The organism is Flavobacterium ginsenosidimutans, from assembly GCF_037478105.1.
Taxonomy (GTDB): domain Bacteria; phylum Bacteroidota; class Bacteroidia; order Flavobacteriales; family Flavobacteriaceae; genus Flavobacterium; species Flavobacterium ginsenosidimutans.
The window spans coordinates 4,482,545-4,505,951 of record NZ_CP147988.1 but is presented as its reverse complement, the minus strand read 5'-3'; the positions used below and the strand labels follow the sequence as shown (position 1 = coordinate 4,505,951).

General features: G+C 35.4%; 17 protein-coding genes. 9 read left to right on the top strand and 8 right to left on the bottom strand.

Features of this window, described 5'->3' with window-relative positions; translation table 11 throughout:
- The first annotated feature begins 44 nt into the window (after positions 1-44).
- The 4 genes from V6624_RS19430 to V6624_RS19415 all read left to right on the top strand — a co-directional run bounded on the left by V6624_RS19430 (position 45) and on the right by V6624_RS19415 (position 6,668).
- Entirely contained in the window at positions 45-1,208 is a 1,164-nt protein-coding gene (locus tag V6624_RS19430) for an efflux RND transporter periplasmic adaptor subunit (protein ID WP_338839874.1), read from the top strand.
- A 5-nt stretch (positions 1,209-1,213) separates the two neighbouring features.
- A complete protein-coding gene (locus V6624_RS19425) occupies positions 1,214-4,384 on the top strand; it encodes an efflux RND transporter permease subunit (RefSeq protein WP_338839872.1) in 3,171 nt (1,056 codons plus the stop codon).
- A gap of 18 nt (positions 4,385-4,402) precedes the next feature.
- Positions 4,403-5,809, top strand: a complete 1,407-nt coding sequence (locus V6624_RS19420; protein WP_111289679.1) for an efflux transporter outer membrane subunit — start codon at positions 4,403-4,405, stop codon at positions 5,807-5,809.
- Positions 5,810-6,164: 355 nt separating this feature from the next.
- The gene (locus tag V6624_RS19415; RefSeq protein WP_111289681.1) at positions 6,165-6,668 is read left to right on the top strand and encodes a hypothetical protein; all 504 of its coding nucleotides are present in this window, start codon (positions 6,165-6,167) and stop codon (positions 6,666-6,668) included.
- A gap of 67 nt (positions 6,669-6,735) precedes the next feature.
- Here V6624_RS19415 and fucP read toward each other — a convergent pair whose 3' ends face one another.
- The 7 genes from fucP to V6624_RS19380 all read right to left on the bottom strand — a co-directional run bounded on the left by fucP (position 6,736) and on the right by V6624_RS19380 (position 14,537).
- Positions 6,736-8,040 carry an L-fucose:H+ symporter permease gene (fucP, locus tag V6624_RS19410; RefSeq protein ID WP_111289683.1) on the bottom strand — a complete coding sequence of 435 codons (1,305 nt, stop codon included), beginning with the start codon at positions 8,038-8,040 and terminating at the stop codon, positions 6,736-6,738.
- 120 nt (positions 8,041-8,160) lie between these two features.
- Entirely contained in the window at positions 8,161-8,604 is a 444-nt protein-coding gene (locus V6624_RS19405) for a MaoC/PaaZ C-terminal domain-containing protein (RefSeq protein WP_111289685.1), read from the bottom strand.
- Between the two features lie 109 nt (positions 8,605-8,713).
- Positions 8,714-9,787 (bottom strand): Gfo/Idh/MocA family protein, encoded by a 1,074-nt coding sequence (locus V6624_RS19400; RefSeq protein WP_111289687.1) that lies wholly within the window; start codon positions 9,785-9,787, stop codon positions 8,714-8,716.
- Positions 9,788-9,789: 2 nt separating this feature from the next.
- Positions 9,790-11,013, bottom strand: a complete 1,224-nt coding sequence (locus V6624_RS19395) for an extracellular solute-binding protein (RefSeq protein WP_111289689.1) — start codon at positions 11,011-11,013, stop codon at positions 9,790-9,792.
- Positions 11,013-12,152, bottom strand: a complete 1,140-nt coding sequence (locus tag V6624_RS19390) for a CaiB/BaiF CoA transferase family protein (RefSeq protein WP_111289691.1) — start codon at positions 12,150-12,152, stop codon at positions 11,013-11,015. The genes V6624_RS19395 and V6624_RS19390 overlap by 1 nt, the downstream gene beginning before the upstream one ends.
- Positions 12,153-12,249: 97 nt before the next feature.
- Positions 12,250-13,392 carry a CaiB/BaiF CoA transferase family protein gene (locus V6624_RS19385; protein WP_111289693.1) on the bottom strand — a complete coding sequence of 381 codons (1,143 nt, stop codon included), beginning with the start codon at positions 13,390-13,392 and terminating at the stop codon, positions 12,250-12,252.
- Positions 13,389-14,537 carry an ABC transporter substrate-binding protein gene (locus V6624_RS19380; RefSeq protein WP_338839869.1) on the bottom strand — a complete coding sequence of 383 codons (1,149 nt, stop codon included), beginning with the start codon at positions 14,535-14,537 and terminating at the stop codon, positions 13,389-13,391. Before V6624_RS19380 ends, V6624_RS19385 begins: the two co-directional genes overlap by 4 nt.
- Positions 14,538-14,935: 398 nt before the next feature.
- On the opposite strand from V6624_RS19380, the gene V6624_RS19375 reads away from it, so the two are divergent.
- From V6624_RS19375 to V6624_RS19360, 4 genes are all read left to right on the top strand, one after another.
- Entirely contained in the window at positions 14,936-15,790 is an 855-nt protein-coding gene (locus V6624_RS19375; RefSeq protein ID WP_111289696.1) for a fumarylacetoacetate hydrolase family protein, read from the top strand.
- A 16-nt stretch (positions 15,791-15,806) separates the two neighbouring features.
- A complete protein-coding gene (locus tag V6624_RS19370) occupies positions 15,807-16,820 on the top strand; it encodes a zinc-binding alcohol dehydrogenase family protein (RefSeq protein ID WP_111289698.1) in 1,014 nt (337 codons plus the stop codon).
- A 134-nt stretch (positions 16,821-16,954) separates the two neighbouring features.
- Positions 16,955-17,752: an SDR family oxidoreductase gene (locus V6624_RS19365; protein WP_111289700.1), complete on the top strand. Its 798-nt coding sequence runs from the start codon at positions 16,955-16,957 to the stop codon at positions 17,750-17,752.
- 6 nt (positions 17,753-17,758) lie between these two features.
- On the top strand, positions 17,759-18,595 hold the full coding sequence (locus V6624_RS19360) for an amidohydrolase family protein (RefSeq protein ID WP_111289702.1): 837 nt from the start codon (positions 17,759-17,761) through the stop codon (positions 18,593-18,595).
- Between the two features lie 80 nt (positions 18,596-18,675).
- Here V6624_RS19360 and V6624_RS19355 read toward each other — a convergent pair whose 3' ends face one another.
- The gene (locus V6624_RS19355; protein ID WP_111289704.1) at positions 18,676-20,361 is read right to left on the bottom strand and encodes a glycoside hydrolase family 28 protein; all 1,686 of its coding nucleotides are present in this window, start codon (positions 20,359-20,361) and stop codon (positions 18,676-18,678) included.
- 391 nt (positions 20,362-20,752) lie between these two features.
- On the opposite strand from V6624_RS19355, the gene V6624_RS19350 reads away from it, so the two are divergent.
- Positions 20,753-23,263, top strand: coding sequence for an L-rhamnose mutarotase (locus V6624_RS19350; RefSeq protein ID WP_111289708.1), 2,511 nt, complete (start codon positions 20,753-20,755; stop codon positions 23,261-23,263).
- Positions 23,264-23,407: the final 144 nt, after the last annotated feature.

Genomic DNA, 23,407 nt, shown 5'->3' with positions numbered 1-23,407 from the left:
AGTTCTTTTGTTGGCATATAATAGATAATTACACATTTTTCAAGATGAAGAAGCAATCATTTTTAAGTATTCTCGCAGCCTCAGTTATTATCGCTTCTTGCGGTAATAAAAATGATAAATCGGCACAAGCCGGCGGTGCACCGCAAATCAAAGAGTATAAAACTGTTGTATTACAACCGGAATCTGCTACATTAAACAGCGATTTTCCAGCTAGTATACAAGGACAGCAAAATATAGAAATCCGTCCAAGAGTTGAAGGTTACATCGATAAGATTTTTGTTGATGAAGGAGCAGTAGTAAAAGCTGGACAGCCATTATTTAAAATCAGCGCGCCAGAGTATGAGCAGCAAGTTCGTACAGCAGCAGCAAGTATTAAAAGTGCTCAAGCAGAAGTAAGTTCAGCAAAATTGGCTGTAAATAAAGTTAAACCATTGGTAGAAAAAGGAATCATTAGTAAATATGATTTAGAATCTGCTCAATATACTTATGAGTCAGCGGTTGCGTCTTTGGCTCAAGCAAATGCAGCTTTAGTAAATGCTAAAGTTAATTTAGGATATACAACTGTTACAAGTCCAGTAAATGGAGTTGTAGGTTCAATTCCTTTCCGTTTAGGAAGTTTAGTAAGCTCTAATACAACTGAACCTTTAACAACAGTTTCTAGTATTGGAAATGTCTATGCTTATTTCGCTATGAACGAAAAAGCACTTTTAAACTTTACAAAAGAAAACAGTACAGGAGCTTCATTAACTCAAAAAATCAAAAGCATGCCAGCAGTTTCATTATTATTATCTGATGGTTCGGCTTATGATGAAAAAGGGAATATTGAAACCGTAAACGGATTGATCAATACAGAAACAGGAACTGTAAATGTAAGAGCCCGTTTCCCAAATTCAAAAGGAATTATCAGAAGCGGAAGCAGTACTACAGTTCGTATTCCAAAAGACATAAAAGACGGAATCATTGTTCCTCAAAGTGCAACGTTTGAACTTCAAGATAAAATGTTTGCGGTAGTATTAGGTAAAGACAATAAAACAAAGAATGTCAATATCACAGTGCTTGAAAATACAGCAGGAAATTATTACGTGGTAACAAGCGGTTTACAAGCAGGAGATCAAATCGTATTAGAAGGAGTAGCTTCATTAAAAGAAGGAACTGAAATTAAAGCCCAAACTCAAAGCCAGGAAACAGTTTACGCCGAATTAAAATAAAAAAAATGTTTAAAAAATTTATACAAAGACCCGTACTCTCGACGGTAATATCTGTTATTATCGTTATTTTAGGTGTTTTAGGCCTAATTGAGTTACCGATTTCTCAATATCCGGATATTGCACCGCCAACGGTAAACGTGGCAGCGAGTTATACCGGAGCCAATGCAGATGTGGTACTTAAAAGTATCGTAATTCCGTTGGAAGAACAAATTAATGGTGTAGAAAACATGACTTACATGACTTCTACAGCCACAAATGATGGAAATGCTTCTATAAAAGTTTTCTTTAAAGTAGGAACCAATCCTGATTTAGCAGCGGTAAACGTTCAAAACAGGGTTTCGAGAGCAACAAGTTTACTACCTGTTGAGGTAACTCAGGCAGGGGTTACTGTTACGAAAAGCCAGAGTAGTAACTTGTTGATTTTCTCTTTATACAGTGATGATAAAGCTTACGATCAGACGTTTCTTCAAAATTATGCGAAGATTAACCTTGTACCACAGATTCAGCGTGTAGTTGGAGTAGGTGATGTAACTGTTTTTGGTTCAAAAGATTACTCTATGAGAATCTGGCTGAAACCAGACGTAATGCAGCAATATAAACTGATTCCAAGTGATATCTCTACAGCTTTGGCAGAACAGAATATTGAGGCTGCACCAGGTAAATTTGGTGAAAACGGAAATCAGGCGTTTCAATACGTAATTAAATATAAAGGACGTTTAACCAGCGCTCAAGAATTTGAAAATATTATTATCAAATCTGTTGGGAACGGACAAATGTTGAGACTTAAAGATGTGGCTAAAGTAGAGTTAGGATCTTTAAGTTATTCGTCAACTATTAAAACAAACGGCGTAGAATCGGCTGCAATGGCAATTAGCCAGACGCCGGGATCTAATGCTCGTGATGTAATTATCAATTCTAAAAAACTGATTGAAGAAGCTGCGAAGAGTTTTCCAAAGGGAATGAAATACACTATCATGGTGGATGTCAACGAAAATCTGGATGCTTCTATCGAGAAAGTAATACATACTTTGATTGAAGCATTTATATTGGTTTTCATCGTAGTATTCATTTTCCTTCAAGATTTTAGATCGACTTTAATTCCGGCAATTGCAGTTCCGGTTGCGATTGTGGGTACGTTTTTCTTCCTGAATTTATTCGGATTTACGATTAACTTACTGACGCTTTTTGCGATGGTACTCGCCATTGGTATTGTGGTCGATGACGCGATTGTAGTCGTTGAGGCGGTGCACGCCAAACTCGATCACGGATATAAATCGGCTAAAAAAGCGACTATTCATGCAATGGACGAAATTTCGGGAGCGATTATTTCGATTACTTTGGTAATGGCGGCGGTATTTATTCCAGTAACCTTTATTAATGGATCTACAGGAGTTTTCTATAAACAGTTTGGTATTACACTGGCTGTTGCGATTATTCTTTCGGCAGTAAACGCCTTGACTTTGAGTCCAGCTTTATGTGCGCTTTTATTGAAACCGCATGCCGACGATCATAAACATAAAAGCTATTTACAGCGTTTTTACACTTCATTTAACGTTGCATTCGATAATGTTACGGCACGATACAAACGTTCTGTAAGTTTCCTTTCTGCAAAAAAATGGATTGCATTGGCTTCAATTATAATTGCTGGTGTGGCATTGGTTTATATGATGAAAACTACACCATCTGCTTTCGTTCCTTCGGAAGATCAGGGAACTGTTTTCGCGAATATTAGTTTACCGCCATCAGCTTCGATGGAGCGTTCAGATATTATTGCGAAAAGAGTTGATAGTATTGCGAAAACTATTCCAGGAGTTAAAAATACACTTCGTATTGTTGGACAGAATTTTACTGCGGGAGCGGGAAGTGCTTACAGTATGGTAATTGTGAAATTATATCCTTGGGATCAGCGTGATTTGAGTGTGGATGATGTAATTGGACAGCTTTTTGCTAAAACTAGCGGTATTCGTGAAGCAAGTATTTTCTTCATTTCGCCTCCAACTATTCAAGGTTTTGGACAAAGTGGTGGATTTGAATTCCAATTGCAGGATAAAGGAGGACATACAACTTCTGAGTTTTATAAAGTAAATAATGAGTTCTTGGCAAAATTAGCAGAACGCCCAGAAATTCAATATGCAACAACGCCATTCAACCCTGGATTCCCTCAGTATATGATGGATATTAATTTAGCGAAAGCGAAAGATGCTGGAGTTTCTGTAAATACGATTCTGTCAACAATGCAAGGTTACTATGGTGGATTGTACGCTTCGAATTTCAACAAATTCGGAAAACAGTATCGTGTAATGGTTCAGGCAGCTCCAGAATTTAGAGCTAATACAGAAGGATTGAATAAAATATTCGTTCGAAACAGTGCAGGAAATATGGCTCCAATTACCGAGTTTGTAAAAATGACGAGAGTATTTGGACCAGAATCGATTTCGAGATTTAACTTGTTTACGTCAATTTCGATTACTGGAGCACCAAAACCAGGTTATAGTTCTGGAGATGCTATTAAAGCAATTCAGGAAGTTGCTGCAGAAAATCTTCCAGCTGGTTACGGTTACGAGTTCTCTGGATTAACTCGTGAGGAATTAGCTTCGGGAAGTGAAACGATTTTCATTTTCTTATTGTGTTTGGTATTCGTTTATTTCTTGTTAAGTGCGCAGTACGAAAGTTATATTTTGCCATTTGCAGTATTATTATCAATTCCGTTTGGATTGGCGGGAGCTTATTTATTCTCGATTATTTTTAAACTGAATAGTAATATCTACTTGCAGATTTCCTTAATCATGCTTATCGGACTTTTGGCGAAGAACGGTATTTTGATTGTCGAATTTGCTTTGGACAGAAGACGTAAAGGTCTGCCTATTGTACAAGCGGCGATTGAAGGAGCAGTAGCACGTTTACGTCCGATCTTGATGACTTCATTTGCTTTTATTCTCGGACTTGTTCCTTTGATGTTTGCTTCTGGCGCAGGTGCTGTTGGTAATAAATCTATTGGTACAGGAGCCGTAGGAGGTATGTTAATTGGTACAATCTTAGGAGTTTTCGTAATTCCTGTATTGTTTATCATTTTCCAAACATTACAAGAAAAAGTAAGCGGACCAGCAAAAGATGGTTATGATGATGAAGATGACGATGAAGACGAAATTCATTTAATAGAAGCTCACAAAGAGTAAAATTTAATTACAATAAAGATGACGAATAGTTCAAATAAATATATTTTACTGGTAATAACAGCCGCACTAATTAGTGCGTGCTCTGTTACCAATAAATACGAACGCCCCACAACTTTAAAAACTGATCAATTGTACCGTGATGAGTCTTCAACAGATTCGACTTCAATTGCAGATATGCCTTGGAATACTGTTTTTAAAGATGAAAAACTGAATGCTTTAATTCAAAAAGGATTAGAACAGAATTTGAATCTGAAAAATGCAATTGAGAATATTGTGCAGGCAAGAGCTTCTTTGCGTCAAAGCAAATTGGCTTATTATCCAACATTGCAATTAGATGCTAATGTTACGCATACAAAACAATCTCAGGCAGGATTAAACTTTCCTTCAGGAATCAACATCAATACTTTAACAACAACTTATAAGTTAGGTGTAAGCACTTCTTGGGAAATTGATGTTTGGGGAAAACTAAGCAGTTCTAAAAGAGCGGCTTTGGCAACATATTTAGCTTCTGATGCTGCAAAACAAGCAGTTCAAACACAATTGATCGCAGATATTGCAAACAATTATTTCTTGTTGTTGGCTTATGACAAACAATTGGAAATTACAGAACAGACTTTAAAAAGCCGTATCGAAAATGTGGCAACAATTAAAGAGCTAAAAGAAGGTGCAATTGTAACTGGTGCGGCTGTAGTTCAAAGTGAAGCGAATCAGCATGCGGCGGAAGTTTTAATTCCAGATTTAAAACAAAATATACGTGAGACAGAAAACGCTTTAAATATTTTGTTAGGACAAGCTCCTGGACCAATTGAAAGAGGTGTTTTAGGAACGCAGATTATTCCTGAGAAAATTGCAATTGGTATGCCAGCTCAATTATTAAACAATCGTCCTGATGTCCGCCAAGCGGAATTTAACTTCAGAGTGGCATTTGAGTCGACTAATTTGGCTAAAACTTATTTCTATCCAAGTTTGACACTTACAGCAAGCACAGGATTTTCAAATTTAGAATTGAAAGATTTCTTTAGTAATTCTATTTTTTATTCGATTATAGGAGGATTAACGCAGCCTTTATTCAATAACGGACTTAATAAAATGAGATTGACAACAGCTCAATCCCAACAATTACAGGCATATAATAGTTTCCAGCAAAGTCTTTTAGTTGCGGGTCAGGAAGTTTCAAATGCTTTGTATTCGTATCAAATGGCTGTTGAAAAAGAAGATTCGAGAGCAAAACAAATTGCAGCTTTAGAAAAAGCAGTAGACTTTACTCAAGAACTTTTAGAATATAGCTCTGCAACCAATTATACAGACGTTTTAACATCGGAACAAAACCTTTTAGCAGCTCAGTTAAGTGGAGTAGCAGATAATCTGCAGAAATTACAAGCTGTTATTAATTTGTATAGAGCATTAGGCGGCGGCTGGAAATAGTATTTTGATTTCTTAAAATTGTACGTTTGTCGCTACAATTGTGCTTTTGGTCTAAATTTTATTCTATAATGATAAATTGTATTTACTTTTGATTCATCCAAAAACGGATAAGTAAATATGTGAGTTAGTAATCGTTCCACATTGATCATTTTATATCCAATATTATGGTCGCTATTAAAAGAAAACATGACTTAAAAATGCCTCAGAAATGAGGCATTTTTTTTAAAAGCTATGTCGGTAAAAAGGCACTATTCGTCGATTAGTTCAGCGGTTCTGTATAATGAATGCTATAAGCTTAAATATTGGCATTAATTTCGATTAATATCTACTAAAATTAATATTTAATTCTAAAGACATGAAAAAGTTAGTATTCGCCTCAGTGCTATTTATGAGTGTATTTTTTGCTCATGCCCAACAAGTTTCAATCAATGTTAACATTGGTACTCCTCCAAATTGGGGACCACAAGGTAACGACGACAGCAGATATTACTATTTGCCAGACATTGATGTGTATTATGATGTAAATCAAAGTGTATTTATCTACGAGAGCAACGGAAAATGGGCTCGTGATAAAAAACTTCCTGCAAATTACAGACAATATGATTTGTATTCAGGCTATAAAGTGGTTTTAAATGATTACAAAGGAGATACTCCTTATAAATATCATGCAAAACACAGAGCGAGTTATCCAAAAGGTTACCAAGGAAAACCTCAAAAAAATAGAGGAGAAAAACCAAAAGGTAACAATGGAAACCAGAATGGAAACAGCAAAGGGAATAATAAAGGAAAAGAAAATAATAACTCCAAACAACAGTCATCAAACAAAGACCACGATCACTCTAATGGAAAACACCATTAATCTTAAACATGACTAAAAGAAAACGCCTCCAATTGGAGGCGTTTTTGATTTATATATATATCAAAATCTATTCTGAAACTGCTTTTACTTTATGTCCGTAAGTTCCGAAAGAAAGAATAATCAAAAAGCAGATTAACGGAATAATATATCCTGACTGAATATCATCATGATTCATGTCGATTAGAGTTCCCATTCCGTAAGGAATAATCGCTCCACCAACAATTGACATTACTAACCAAGAAGACCCTGTTTCTGTATTCGATTTTAAGCCTTTAATTCCCAAAGAGAAAATAGTTGGGAACATAATTGACATAAAGAACCCAATTCCTCCAAGTGCATAAATTACCACAATTCCAGAGCCATAGATTGCTACTAGACAAAGTAAAACGCTCATTACGCAATAGATAGAAAGCAAAACATAATCTTTCACAAACCTTAAAAAGAAAGTTCCAATAAAACGTCCCGCCATAAAAAGGAAACCATAAATTCCTAAGTAATATCCAGCTGTTTTTTCGTCTAATCCAGCTCCTTGCTGTGCAATTCTGATAAAGAAACTTGTTATGCAAACCTGCGCACCAACATAGAAAAATTGCGCTGCAACTCCCCAGCTTAAATGTCTAAATTTTAAAACGGAGAAAAAACCTGGTTTAATTTCAGCCTCAGCGTGAGTAGCTTTCATAGAAGGCAATTGCACAAAATAGAATACAATTGCTACTAAAACCAAAATGCTTCCCAATACAATATAAGGCATTTTTACAGAGGCTGCTTCTCCTAATAAATAAGCCGCTTTTTCAGCTTCAGGCATTGCTGCCATTTGTTCTTTTGTATGATTTGTTCCAGAAAGAATAAATAATGAACCCACGATTGGCGCTACCATTGCTGCTAATCCGTTGAAAGAAGCAGCTAAATTCAATCTTTTTGAAGAAGATTCAGCTGGCCCTAAAATCGCAGCATACGGATTGGCACTGGTTTCTAAAATGGTTAATCCGCAACCAATTACAAACAAAGCAAATAAGAATAATTCATAAGTTCTAGTATTAGCTGCAGGAACAAATAAAAATGCTCCAATTGCAAAAACTAATAAACCTGTGATAATACTGTTTTTGTAACCAAACCTTTTAATCAGCATTCCAGCTGGAATTGCCATGATAAAATAAGCAAAGAATACAGAAGTATCGATAAGAGTAGATTGGCGATTGTTTAATTCGCAAGCTTTTTTCAAGTGCGGAATCAATACAGAATCAAGATTATGGGCCATTCCCCATAGAAAAAATAGGCATGTAACTAAAATAAAAGGCAAAAGGTATTGATTTCCTTTTCCGCCTTCTGTCGGCACTTCGTGTTGATCGCCAGCTTGGTTTGTAATTTGCATTTTTTAGATAGTTTTTGTTTTTATTTTTTGAGGTTCTAAGATTCTAAGTTTTTTCCTTTTGCCACAAAGGCACTAAGTCGCAAAGTATTTAAAAACTTAGCACCTTAGAATCTTAGCATCTTAGGACCTTTTCTTCACAAGCAATAGATGATCACAAACCAAAACGACTTCACCGCGTTGGTTAATGATTTCTACATGCTCTGTGACAGCGCCCAATTCAGGGTTTTTAGCTTCGCCTTTTTCAGAAATAGTGATTTCAGAATGAATTGTATCGCCAATGTGAACAGGTTTTACAAAACGCATTCTGTCGTAACCTCTTGAAAAAGCTTCTGGATTTATTTCTGATGCAGTCAAACCGATTCCGATACTGAAAACCATGGTTCCGTGTGCAATCCTTTGGCCGAAAGGTTGTGTTTTACACCATTCTTCGTCCATGTGGTGTGGGAAGAAATCTCCCGTGTGTCCAGCGTGAACTACAAAATCAGTTTCTGTTATCGTTCTGCCGACCGTTATACGTTTATCGTCGATGGTATAATCTTCGAAAAAAGTCGCTTTAAAATACATAATTTAATTACTTTTTATTCGTCATACTCTTTCAAATAAATGTCAAAATCACGTTTGTTTTGAAGAGGACTAAAATTTTGTTTTTTGGTTTTGAAATATAGTGTTTTAATTACACTTCATCAAAAGAAATTCCACCATTTTTACTGCTGATGTAGCAAGCTTCTACAACTTTCATTGTGCCTAAAACATCTTGTACGCTGGCAGACAATTTTTCATCAGAACCTTCTTTATAACGCATCAGATTTGACATTGCGCCAATAAAAGCTTCAGGAAACCAAGAACCTTCCAATTTAACTTCTGTCCATTGGTATTCATTTTCGCCTTCTTTTACTGGTAAAGCATATTCAAAAACGTCAGGAAGACCGTCGGGATAGTTCATCAGCAAGCCCATTTTTGCTCTAACAGCGCCTTTTGTTCCTTCCCATTTTATATAGCTTTCTTCGTGTTTCGGCCCAAAATGATGATCGTGATTAGTATTAATAACCACATGCATATCTTCGCCATAATCTAAAATAATGGTAGATCTGCTCGAAGATAATTTTTTAAGAGGATGTTTGGCAGTTTTCGCCATTACACCTTTCGGATTTCCTAGGAAAGAACGAATACAATCGATATAATGAACGCTATGAAAAAGAATCTCCAATCTTGGATGTTCTTTAATTAACGGAAACAATTCCCAAGGAGTATTTACAGTTACTTTGAATTCAAAATCGTATAACTGCCCCAAAATCCCTTCGTTGATTAAATAGCGTGCAGCACTTACAAACGAAGCAAATCTTAATTGAAAGTTAATCGCTGCTACCAAGTTTTTTCTTTCGCAAACGGCTACAATTTCGCGTGCCTGACTTAAATCATTGCCCATTGGTTTCTGAATCAAAACTGCAGCTCCATCAGGCAATTGCTCTAAAATTTCGATGTATTGATCAGGTAAAACCGTAATGTCATAAACAGCGTTTGATGGCGCATTTTTAACTGCATCAGCAACACTTTCAAAAACATGGTCGATTTTGAATTCTTTCTGTAAATCGTGTGCTTTTGAAATTGTTCTATTTGTAATACCAAAAACTTTAAAACCAGCCATTTCGTAAGCAGGAAGATGCGCATCTTTTACAATGCCGCTTGCCCCAATAATGATAATTGGCTGTTCTGTTTCAGGTAATAAAGGTTTATATGGAATATTCATATCTATTCTATTTTTTGAATATTAATCTGTGTTTCTTCTAATAATTGTGCCGAAGGAATATCGCTATTAATGGCTTTTAAAACCATATGGTCTATAAATTCGCAAACCTTTGGCCAAATTGGAGTTTGTGGTAATGTCAAAGCATTTTCGTGAAGCATTTCCAACTTATGATAAAAAGGAATCAAAGTATTGATTTCTTCATCTTTCCAAGTTGATTTTCTGCAGCCAATTCCGCCTTCTTTCGTCAACAATTTATCGCTTTCAGCAGTCGTGGCAAAACGTAGAAAATCATAAGCCAATTTTTTGTGTTTGCTTCCTGAACCAATGGTGTAAAGCCAATAGACATTTAAAGATGCCGTTTTATGATTTGGATCGGATGGAAGAGAAGTAATATCAATTTTGCCTTTTACTTTCGATTCTTCAATCACTTCAGCCATTGAGGCAAATCCGAACCAGTTGATTGCCATTGCAGCTTGTCCTTCGGCGAAAGCCAAACCAGCTTCAACCGAACCAAATTCCTTAGATTTTGGGTGAACGGCATTTTTATTATTGACAATTTTTCGATAAAAATCTAAAGCTTGAACTGCTGCTTCGCTATCGATGCAAATTTGATTTTTATTGTTGATTAAAGAACCTCCACGCGTCCACAATTGCAGGCAGAAGTCAAAGACCATATTGTGTCCATCTGGATAATTGGCAAAAATACTGCCGTATAAATTTTGTTCTGGGCGATTAAAGAAAGTTGCAATTTCAATAAATTCCTTCCAAGTTTTTGGTGTTGAAAGTTCGTAACCAAATTGCTTTTTGAAATTCTCTTTTTCAGTTTCGTTTTCGAATAAATCTTTTCTGTAAATCAAACATTCCGGTCCGTCGTGAAAAGGGAGTCCGTACGTTCCATTATCCAACTTTTGTAAATGCAAAAGCGATTTATGCCAACCGTAAGGATAATTCTCAGGCGGATTTTCTGCTATAAAAGGATATAAATCTTGAACCGCTTTTTCGTGTACAGCATCAAAAATCCAGTCGGTGTTGATGTGCGCAATATCCCATTTTCCTTCTTTTAAGCCTTTCTTAGAAATCGTGGTTTCATACAATTCATGAAGTTTCATTGGAATCATTTCAGATTCAACTTGAATATTATTTTGAAGACAGAAAGCGTCCCACAGCTTTTGGAGTGTGCTTTCGAAGGGATCGAATTTTCGAACGGCGATTCTAATTTTTTCCATTAACAGTCTATAAATTCTTTAATAATTTTCTCGTTGTCTTGACCCAGTTTCGGCGAACCTTTTCCAGAAGTCAGATATTCACCGTCAATTTTTATGGGACAGCGTGTTGTTTTATACGTATATCCGTCAAGCATTTCGACTCGCTGCGTAAAATTCAAAACCTTAAATCCGTCCTCGGCAAATAACTGCTGATAGTTTAAAACTCCTGCGCACCAAATGTCGGCTGGTTCTAAAATATCCAGCCAAAATTGTGTTTCCTGCGTTTGCAGATGATCGGCAAGAATATTTTTTATTTCGTCTCTAAGCGTAAATTTATTTTCAGGGAAAGCCAATAAAGCATCACATTGCAGCAGAGAAGCCAAAACAGGAATCGATCCCATTGCTAATGCTAAATAACCATTTTGGGTTTTGTAAATTCCGTATGGCGCACCCAAATAGGCGTGTGCATTATTCGTTTTAGTTCGAACAGGCAATTCTCCTCCGTCATTAAAGAAAGTGGTAATCGTTTCAAATTGAAAATCAAATGCCGATTCCAGCATACTGACTTGAATTTGTGCGCCAATATTATGAGTTGCTTTTCGGTATAAAGCGGCTAAAATTCCTTGAGCTAAATGTGCTCCGGCAAGCATGTCAACAATCGACAATCCCATTGGAACTGGACCATCTTCTTGATTTCCGCTTAACCAAGTTAGTGCCGTTAAAGATTGTAAAAGCAAATCTTGTCCCGGTAAATCTTTCAAATCGGGATGTTCTCCAAAACCTGAAATAGATCCATAAATCACATTTGGATTAATGCTTTTTACGTCATCATAACTCAAACCAATGCGTTCCATCACGCCGGGTCTAAAATTGTGCATCACAACATCAGCTTTTGCTAATAGTTTTTTTAGTTTTTGGAGCTCTTCTGGCTGTTTAAAATCAATCGCAAAAGATTCTTTGTTTCTGTTGATGGTATGAAAAACGGACGATTCGCCATTCATAATCAAATCAGAAGTATATAAAGTACGGCAGATATCTCCCGTTCCCGGTTTTTCAATTTTTATCACGCGCGCTCCCAAATCGGCCAGACGCAAACTCGCTGACGGCCCCGAAAGAAACTGACTGAAATCTACAATTAAATAATCTTCTAATGGTTTCATGTTGTGTTTAACCGTTTTATCGTTTATTTGTTTAACCGTTAATTCGTCGTTTTGTTTAATACGATTAAACGATTAAACAAATAAACGATTCAACAATCTAGCGAATAAACTCTTTATGTATAATCAAATTATCTTGTCCAACTTTTGGTGCTGCTTTATCACTTAATAAAATCTCACCATCCAACTGAATTGGACTTCTGGTGGTTACCAAAGTTTCGCCTTCGGAATTTTTTACGGTTTGTTTCAACTGTAATTCATTTACAAAAGGCTGATTATCCAGTTCTTCGTAATTAAAAACTTTTCCGCACCAGATGCCTTCTTTCTGCAAAATTTCGATCCAATAATCAGAAGTTTGGGTTTGAATTCTTTCACTTAAAATCGTTCTGATTTCGTCGCGTTTTTCAAACCAAAGATGTTTATCCGCAAATGCATTTAAATCCAAACCTAAAGCTTTTCCAATAAAAAGTAAATCACCCATTGCAAGAGATAAATAACCGTCCTGCGTTTGATAAACTCCATACGGAGCACTCAGAAAAGCATGCGCACTTCCTTTAATATCACCACGTTCAGGCAGTTGACCGCCATCATTTAAGAAAGAAGTAATCGCTTCAAATTGCACATCTAGAATAGATTCTAACAAGCTGACTTCTACCAAAACTCCTTTTTTGGTTTTGGCTCTTTTTAAAAGTGCTGCTAAAATTCCCTGTACAAAATGATTCCCACACATTAAATCAGCAACTGCCAATCCAAAAGGAACTGGACCTTGACTTTTTCGTCCGCTTAACCAGCTTAATCCAGAAAGCGATTGTAATAATAAATCTTGCCCCGGTTTTTTTGCCCACGGACCTTCATTTCCGTAACCTGTAATGGTTCCGTAAATAATCTGCGGATTAATAGAAAGTGTATTTTCAAAATCTAATCCGATTTTTTCCATCACTCCAGGTCTGAAATTATGTGTCATAATATCAGCCTTTTCGATCAGTTTTTTAATTAAAACCAAATCGTCAGGATTTTTTAAATCGGCTGCAAAAGATTCTTTATTTCTGTTAATAGTATGAAAAAGCAAACTGCTGTCGTCTACAAATAAATCTTTGATGCTCAATTGTCTACAAGCTTCACCTTTTACAGGACGTTCGATTTTAATGACACGAGCGCCTAAATCGGCCAGTTTTAAACCAGCTGAAGGTCCTGCTAAAAACTGACAGAATTCCAGAACAACTAATCCTTCTAAAGGTCTCATACGGTCTGGATTTTTAGAGATTCCGCGTAAAGCGAATTCATTTCTTCCAATACTTTTAATTCGTCTCCACCATTCATCAAATAATTACGAACCACATCTCCAGCATGATCTTGGAAATACATGTGTCCGTAATATCTCGGACGAAGGAAAGCACGTTCTAACGCAGGAAGTGTATTTTTAAAATAATCGTGCGTTACACCATTAATTCTTTCGCTTTTCCAAGCTTGTAAATGTCCTGGCTGACCGCCGTTATCGGTATAAATATTTTGCTGTACTTGTGATGAACACGTAAATTCAGCGTATTTTATGGCAGTTTCAATATGTTCGCTGAATGAAGAAACCGCTAATCCAGTTCCTCCCAAAGAAGAAATCATCGGATTATCATTCAATTTGACTAAATCATAAAAATGTAAAAGGTTTTGGCTGTAGCCAATGCGGGAATAATTAGAATAACCATAAGCAAAAGGGCAATAGGCAATTTCGTCTGAATTAACCATCGCCTCATAAACCTGAATTGGATTACGGTTAAAGTTAGCTGGATCAATTAATTGAGCTAATTCTCTAAACATTTGAAGCGCTTTGATTCCTATCGTTTCAGAAATCACTTTTTCTTCAGAAAGAAAAGGAGCTTCACCCAAACTGCAGCAAAACATATAAAAACTCATTAAAACATCTACTGGAATTCCAGCAAAAGCGACTAAACCTTTTTTCGCTAAAGCCAATAAATCATCATAAGTTTTAGGAACTTCTAAATTATTTTTTTCTAAAAGATCTAAGCGGGCAGAAGCAACCGGAGTTGCAGCATCGATAGGAAGCGCCCATAATTTGTCGTGAAAAACATAACTTCCGTATGATTTTCCAACCGTATTACTTTCTTGATCTTTAATATATTCATTTGATAAATAATCAGATAGCGGAAGAATTGCTTTAGTCTGTGCTCCAAAACCTGTCCAAGGATGATCAATTACCAATAAATCAAATCTTTTGGCTAAGTCTTCGATAGAGGCATCGGCAAATTCTTGTAAACTTCTCTTTTCCCAAGAAATTTCAACTTCGGGATGTAGTTCAGTAAAACGCTGCGATGTAGCAACCATTGGAAGTAAACCTCTTGTATGGTTCCAAGTTATGCCTTTTAATTTTATCATTTTATATAAGAATTTTTGATAATGTAATCGATTGTATTAATAAATGTAAAAATTACAATTACAAAAGTAGGAATAAGATTGATATGAACAAGAAATCATTTATTTTTAAGAAATCTTTTTTACTTAAAGTGATAAATAGGACTGTAATTTTTACAAATCATTTAAAAATTGTTATAATTTATTAAAGTTTGATCATTTTTAAAGGCAGAAAATAAAATATATCTCGGATATTAATTTTTAAAAAGTACTTTTGTAATTGTGTTTTTTACATTTATTATTTTTGCTTCAGCTTTTTTAGCAATTTTTGAATTAGTAAATGGTAAAATATCTTGTAAAATAAAATCGTGATGAAGCTCTTTCATCAAAAAAGAATAAACTAACAATAAAAATATACGATTATGAAATTAATACGTTTTGGAGAAATCGGAAAAGAAAAACCTGGAGTTTTGATTGGAGAAAAGAGATATGATGTTTCTTCGATTGTAACCGATTTTAACGAAAGTTTCTTTGAAGAAAACGGATTAGAGAAATTAAAAAAAGCGCTAGAAAGCAATTCGTCTTTGCCAGAAGTTGATGCTTCGGTACGTTTGGGGTCGCCAGTTGCTCGTCCTTCAAAAATTATATGCATTGGTTTAAATTATATTGATCATTGTAAAGAAACAAACGCTCCGATTCCGACAGAACCTATTATTTTCTTCAAATCGACAACTTCTTTATGCGGGCCAGATGATGATTTGATTATTCCAAAGAATAGCGAAAAAACAGATTGGGAAGTGGAATTGGCTTTTATTGTTGGCAAAAAAGCAAGTTATGTTGAAGAAGCAGAAGCTTTAGATTATGTTGCTGGTTATGCTTTATTGAATGATTATAGTGAAAGAGCTTTTCAGCTAGAACGTGGCGGACAATGGGCGAAAGGAAAAGGAAGCGATACTTTTGCGCCTCTTGGACCTTTTTTGGCGACAAAAGATGAAATCGCAGATGTTGATAATTTAAAGATGTGGCTGACGGTAAACGGTAAAAAGTACCAAGACAGTAATACTTTGAATCTTGTTTTCAAGATTCCTTATTTAGTGCATTATTTAAGTCAGTTTATGACTTTGCTTCCGGGCGATATTATCAGCACAGGAACGCCTCCGGGAGTTGGTTTAGGAATTAAGCCAGATCCGATTTACATTAAAGCGGGCGATGTTGTTGAACTTGGAATTGAAGGTTTAGGAACAAGCAAACAAAAGGCTGTAGCATATCAAAAATAAATTTAAGAAGTATAAAATGAAATATATTGTTTGCGAAAAACCGCAGGAATTTCTACTAAAAGAAACCAGTATTCCAGAACCAAAAGAAGGGGAAGTTTTATTGAAAATTAAAAGAATCGGAATCTGCGGAACTGATATACACGCTTTCGGTGGCACTCAGCCGTACTTTGAATATCCAAGGATTTTGGGTCATGAATTGGCTGCTGAATATGTAAAAGGAAATGCAGAAGGTTTTAAACCGGGAGATAAAGTAACTTTTATTCCGTATTTCAATTGCGGAAAATGTGTTGCGTGCCGAAACGGATTGACAAACTGCTGTGTAAATATCAAAGTTTTCGGAGTTCATATTGATGGCGGAATGGCTGAATATGTTTCGATTCCAGAACAATATTTATTGCACGGTCAAGGTTTAGATTATGATGAACTGGCTTTGGTTGAACCGTTAGCAATTGCAGCGCACGGAGTTAGAAGAGCAGCAGTAAAACCAACTGATACCGTTTTGGTAATGGGAGCAGGACCAATCGGAATTGGCTTGATTCAGTTTGCTAAAATTGCTGGAGCAAAAGTAATTGTAATGGATATCAACGATTACAGATTGAATTTCTGTAAAACAGAACTAAATGCAGATGAAACGATTAATCCGTTAAACGATGATGTTGCACAAAAATTAGCTGAATTAACAAACGGCGATATGGCAAACGTGGTTATTGATGCAACTGGAAATCAGAAAGTGATGAACAGCGCTTTTAATTATATTTCGCATGGCGGAAGATTTGTTTTGGTTGGACTTCAAAAAGGGGAATTAAGTTTTAGTCATCCTGATTTCCACAAAAGAGAATCGACTTTAATGAGCAGTAGAAATGCAACTATTGAAGATTTCGAATATGTAATGAAATGTTTGAAAGAAGGTAAAATCGATCCGAAAAAATACATCACGCACAGAACAAGTTTTTCTGAAATGATTACTGATTTTGGGAATCTGATTGATCCGAAGAATAATGTGATTAAGGCGTTAATCGAAATTGAGTAATTAGTTATTAGTGAAAAGTAATTAGTGAAATGTGAAATGTGAAATGTGAGAATGTTTAAGTAGAATATTTTTACATTTCACTTTTCACTTTTCACATCTTACATCTCACAAATCACATCTAACACAAAAACGAAATGGATTTAAACTTAAAAAATAAAATAGTTGTCGTTTCTGGTTCAGCTGGAAAAGAAGGCAGTATTGGAGAAACGATCGTCAACAGATTGGCTGATGAAGGAGCTATTCCGGTTTTAGTTGATAGAAATGCAAGAGGTTTCGAATACGTAGAAAGACTTCAAAAAAGAGGCGTTAATTCATTATTTGTGCAGACTGACGTAACGGATCCTGTTGCAATAGAAAACGCTGTAAAAGTAATCGGAGCTAAATACGGAAGAATTGATGCCATCGTAAATAATGTCGGTGTAAATGACGGAGCAGGATTAGATTCTAGCTACGAAGAATTTATGAACTCTTTGAAATTGAATGTGGTAAGTTATTTTCTTTTAGCTAAATATTCACTTCCGTATTTAAAAGAATCAAAAGGAAATATTTTGAATATCGGTTCAAAAGTGGCTTTAACAGGGCAGGGCGGAACTTCGGGTTACGCTGCTGCGAAGGGTGGTGTTTTAGGTTTAACCAGAGAATGGGCGGTAGATTTGATTCAGTACGGAATTCGTTCGAATGCGATTATTATTGCAGAAAGCTATACGCCAGCTTACGAAGATTGGATTAAAACATTACCAGACGGACAGACTGTTTTGAATAAAATCAACAAAAGTATTCCGTTAGAAAGTCGAATGACTAAAACCGAAGAAATTGCAGATACAGCACTTTTTATCATCTCAGAAAAATCATCACATACTACAGGACAATTTGTTTTTGTAGATGGAGGTTACGTACATTTAGATCGCGCATTAATCAGCGATGTTAATTAAAAAGTTATGAGTAAAAGAATAGATTCCCATCAGCATTTTTGGAAGTTTGATCCAGTTAGAGACAGCTGGATTGATGAAACGATGCAGAATATCCAAAGAGATTTTCTTCCTGAAGATTTACAGCCATTATTAAATGCGAATGATTTTGAAGGTTGTGTTGCTGTTCAGGCAAGCCAATCGGAAGAAGAAACTCAATTTTTATTGGATTTAGCTTCTAAAAATGATTTCATAAAAGGAGTTGTCGGTTGGATCGATTTGCGAAATGAGAATATCGAAGAACGTTTGCAATTCTTTTCAGATCAAAAAAAGCTGAAAGGTTTTAGACACGTCGTTCAAGGAGAAGCTGATGATTTTATGTATGGAGAAGCATTCAGAAGAGGAATCACAGCTTTAAAAGCATTTAATTATACTTACGATATATTAATTTTCGAACGTCAATTACCAGCGGCAATAAGTTTAGTTCAAGATTTTCCAAACCAAAAGTTTGTAATTGATCATATCGCGAAACCAGATATTAAATCAAGAAGTATTGATTCTTGGAAAAAAGGAATTGAAGAAATTGCAAAATACGATAATGTTTGGTGTAAAATCTCAGGAATGGTCACAGAAGCCGACTGGAAAAACTGGAAACCAGAAGATTTAAAACCGTATTTAGATGTAATTTTTGAAAATTTTCCAGTTGATAAATTAATGTATGGTTCAGATTGGCCTGTTCTAAATGTAGCTTCTGATTATAATGAGGTTGTAAAAACTTTAGAAGATTATATTTCGAAGTTTTCTATTGAAGAACAGAATAAGATTTGGTTTGAGAATGCGAATGCTTTCTATAGTTTGAATGACTAAATATTCAATTTTAGATTTATAATAAAAAAGCGTGAATTATTAATTCACGCTTTTTTGTTTTAAAATTTGAAATTTGAAAATTAAAATTTCACCGCTTTTTTAGGAACGTTTTTATCAATAGTTGTCGTCTTAGAGAAATTAATAGAAGAACCACTTAAATCAATATTCTTACTCGCTTCACCATTAATCGTAATTGTATTTGAAGAAGAAGGATTAAACTCGATATTTTTCAGCGAAAGGTTTTTAGTATTGTAAATTTCGAAAGCATTCTTAGCTTCAATATCCAATTGAGCGTTGCTGATTTTAATTCCGTTAGCATCAATTATAGAAAAACCTTTTTGAGCTTTTGCAATTAGGTTTGTGATTTCAATATTTTCTAAATTCATTTCAGGAAGACCTTGTAAAAATACGGCTTGTTGGGCACCTTTTATTGTAATATTTTTGATCACTATATTTTTAAACTGAGGCGTTTCTTCGTTTACTGGAATTGCTTTTGTGCTTACCGTATTGCCGCCTTCAGCTAAAGTTTCAGCAATAGATTTTCCTCCGTAATACAAATCGAAAGAAATCGCCTGAGATGGAATATCAGTCATAAAAACGTCTGAGATATAAATATTTTCAACGACACCGCCACGTCCGCGAGTGCTTTTAAAACGAAGACCAACATCAGTTCCCATAAAAGTACAATTGGAAACGTGCAGATTTTTTACACCTCCAGACATTTCACTTCCAACTGTAACACCACCGTGACCATGATATACGATATTGTTTTTTACAATGATATTTTCGCAAGGAACACCTCTGTCGCGTCCGTCTTTATCTTTTCCAGATTTAATGCAGATGGCATCGTCTCCAACATCAAAACTTGAATTTTCGATTACTACATTTTTACAAGATTCAACGTCAAGTCCGTCACCGTTTTGAGAAAACCACGGATTACGAACCGTAATGTTTCTAACAATTAAATCTTCAATTAATAAAGGGTGAATATTCCACGCAGGTGAATTTTGAAAAACGGGTCCGTCAAATAGAACCCTTTTGCTATTTTGAATACTCACCAATACTGGACGCAAGAAATCATGAATTGCTTCAAAATCTTCTTTAGTTTTCAAATCATGGCGAATATTCTGATCGGCACCTTTAACCCCTTTTAAGTATTGTTCAGAAGGATACCAGCTGTCTTTCTTTTCATTTAAAACACCGCCCGAAGCTACAAATTTCTTCCATTGTTCGTCTGTCAATTTGCTTTTTTTAACTTGTCGCCAAGCTTCACCAGAACCATCCCAAACGCCATTTCCGGTAAAAGCAACATTCTCTAAATTTTTGCCGTAAATAGGAGAGATGCATCGCCAAGTATTTATACCTTCAAAACTGGTTTCGATAATTGGATATAAAGTTTTGTCTGTCGAGAATTTGATTAAAGCGCCAGTTTGAGCGTGAAGTTCAATATTGCTTTTTAAGATAATTGGACCTGTAAGCCAAATCCCAGGAGGAATAATTAATTTTCCACCGCCTTTTTTAGAAAGTGCATCTATAGCATCAGCGAAAGCTTTTGTGTTTAAAACATAACCGCCATTTACAGCTCCAAAGTCTTTTAGATTTACTGTATTAGCAGGAATTACAGGTTCGTTAACTTTTAGCATTTTAAACTCAATATTCGCATAAGTATCTGCCAAAGCTGTGTTTTGAGCATTGCCAGTCTGCGAACTCATACAAAGCATAATTGCCATTGCAAGAGAAAAAAGATTTAATCGGTTGGTTTTCATTGTTAGTAATTTTTTGGTGTTATTTTTATAGATGTGAAAAATTACTTCTCACATAAATAATAATATTTGAATGTAATCGATTACACAAATCTATAAAAAAAGTTTAAAAGATAGCCACGAATTCACGAATTTTCTTTTAATACTTTATCTAAAAAATATTATTTCGAATTTATTCGAATAAATAATCGCAAAGATTCTAAAAATAAAATTCGTGAATTCGTGGCAAAAAAAACTCAAACAGGAGGGTACAGGATGCATCTAACTTTATGTTCGAGTAAATTGGACGAATTATTTGGTAAAAGTGTTAAAAATACATTTATATGTAAGTTATATATGCTTAAAATTGACTGCCTTATAATTTTTACCCAGAAAAAAATCAAAATATTAAATAATGCGTTTGAATTCATTTACTAAAATCCTGAGCTTCTTTTTAATCTTCTGCATCTCGTTTTCTATGAATGCGGCTGAAATTTGGGTTTCTTCAAAAGGGAGCGATAAAAACTCAGGAACAAAATCAAATCCGCTGGCAACGGTTCACATGGCAATGCGAAAAGCCAGAGAACTTCGTCGTTTAAAAGATCCATCGATTAAAGACGGAATCCGAATCATAGTAATGAATGGAACTTATTATTTAAACGAACCTTTGTTTGTTCGACCTGAAGATTCAGGAACAGCAGACAGTCCGACAACAATTGAAGCCGATGTAAATGCAAAACCAATTATAAACGGTGGAATCGAAATTAAAAATTGGACAAAATCGACAACGGTTATCAACGGACTAAAAAAAGGTGCCGTTTGGGTGGCAGATGCTCCTAAAAAGGCGGGAAGCCTAATTGATTACAGACAATTATGGGTAAACGGTAAAAAAGCTGTTAGAGCCAAAAATACTACTGGAACCGCAATGGAGCGTATTTTATCGTGGAATCACGAAGAACAAACTTGTTGGATTCCGTTTAAAGATAAATCGGTGAAGTTTGAACCGGGAATGGAAATGTTTATTGTGCAATGGTGGTCAAACGCTAATCTTCGAATCAAAAATATCGAAGTTCAAAAAGACAGCGCAAAACTTTCGTTTGAAGAACCAGAAAGTCGTATTCAAAGCGAGCATCCGTGGCCTGCACCGTGGATTTCTAAAAACAACGGGAATTCAGCTTATTTCTTAAATAACGCTTTTTCGCTTTTAAATGAACCCGGAGAATGGTATTTAGACAAGAAAAATGCTAAAATCTATTATATTCCGAGAGCTGGAGAAGAAATTAATTCGGCAATTGTAACTGCGCCTGTTTTAGAAAATCTGGTTGAAGTAAAAGGAACGATCGATTCGCCTGTGAGCCATTTTAGATTTAAAGGAATTTCATTTCAGTACAGCAATTGGCTTCGTCCTTCACAGCAAGGTCATGTGCCGTTGCAGTCAGGTTTATATTTGTTAGATGCTTATAAATTGAAACAGCCGGGAACACGAAATCAGGCGAATTTAGAAAATCAAGCTTGGGTGGGAAGACCTCGCTCGGCAGTTGAAGTAAATTATGCTAATAATATTCAGTTTGAATCTTGTCGTTTTGAGCACTTGGCTTCGACTGGTTTAGATTTAAATAAAGGAACAAATCACAATACGGTAAAAGGAAATTTATTTAAGGATATCGGTGGAAGTGCCATCAATGTTGGGATTTTCTCTGAAGAAGCTTTCGAAGCGCATTTGCCTTTAATTATAAAAGATGAAAGAGAAATGTGTTCTGATGAAGTGATTTCAGATAATTTAATCACCAATGTAACCAATGAAGATTGGGGAACTTTAGGAATTAGTGCAGGTTTTGTTCGAAATATAACCATTGAACACAACGAAATTTCGGATGTGTCGTATTCCGGAATGGCGATGGGCTGGGGTTGGACGCATGCGCCAAACGTAATGCAGAACAATAAAATTCTGGCGAATAAAATTCATCATTATGCAAAACATTTACATGATGTAGCAGGAATTTATACGCTTTCTGCACAGCCCAACAGCCGAATTGAAGAAAATTATATCGACAAAGTTTACAATAGTCCGTATGCGCACGATCCGTTTTTATGGCTGTATTTATATACCGATGAAGGAAGCGAAGGTTTTACGATAAAAAACAATTGGATTGCCGAAAAGAAAATCCTTAAAAACCATAACGGTCCAAAAGGAAATATCTGGGAACACAACGATCCGTATGTAAGTACTAAAATAAAAGATGCAGCGGGAATCAGAGCGCCTTACAAAGATTTAGAAAAAGAAGTCGTAATCGATGAAAAATGGGGATTGCAGGAAATGCCAAAGCCGTATGCAATCGAATTGATAGGTTCTGATTTTGATATCGAAAAAATCAAATCGACTTTGGTTGGGTTTAGAATTGTTGGTCAGGAATTGTACCAATGGAAAAATCATTTGGTGATTTACGGAAAAATGAATCAGCCGGAAAGAACGAAACGAAAACTGGCGGGAGCTTTCCCTTCTTTAGAAATTAAAATCTATGATGATTTGGTTTATGATTTTCAAAACTTCGAAAGATGTAAAGATTCAAAACCTGCATCAGATTGGGAAAATGTGGTTTTAACTGCGAATCTTCCTGCTGATGAAAAATTGCAAAAAGAATATGTCGATTATCATAAAACGCAATTTGAAAAATGGCCAGAAGTGGCAAAAGGTTTCTGTAATGCTGATTTTCAACAATTGCAAGTCTTCAAAAAAGACAGACAATTAATCTTAGTAATCAGTATTCCGAAAGGAGAAAATCTCGATAAACTAAATCCAAAAACAACTGAAAATAATCCTCGTGTAGACGAATGGAATGCCCTAATGAAAAAATACCAATCAGGAATTCAAGGTGCAAAACCAGATGAAACCTGGATATTTTTAAACAAAGTAGAAACTAAATAAAAAAGAGATAGCCACGAATTCACGAATTATTTTTTGAAAATCTTTGCGATTATTTTTTCGAATTAATTCGAATAATATAACATGCAGATTTTAAAAAAATAATTCGTGAATTCGTGGCTAAAAAAAAAATAACTATCAAAAAAC